General features: G+C 55.3%; 1 protein-coding gene. It reads left to right on the plus strand.

All coding sequences use genetic code 11. The features are described 5' to 3' along the window. On the plus strand, positions 1–342 hold a 342-nt coding region (locus tag Q4563_RS17685; protein ID WP_303605432.1), incomplete at both ends, for a peptidylprolyl isomerase.

Raw genomic sequence — 342 nt, forward strand, 5'->3', positions numbered from 1 at the left:
CGGTATGAGTCCGATGCGCAATTTGAAGAAGCATTGGAGCATAACGGGCTGGGGACTGATGACTTGCGTGACGGTCTGTTGCGGGAGTTAACGGTCGAAGCGGTGATGGAGTTGGTGGGTAGCCGGGGAGTGCATGTTGATGCGACCGAAGCGACCTTGTTTTATTACCTGCATCCAGGACGTTTTGCCAAGCCCGAAATCCGTACCGCCCGACATATTCTGATTACAGTGAACGAAGGCTTTGCCGAGAACGATCGCAACGCGGCTTACCAGAGTCTGGAGGAGATCACGCGTCGGGTGAAGCGTTCGCCCAAGCGTTTTGCCGAGCAGGCACTGAAACAC

It is taken from the genome of Gilvimarinus sp. 1_MG-2023 (genome assembly GCF_030548285.1).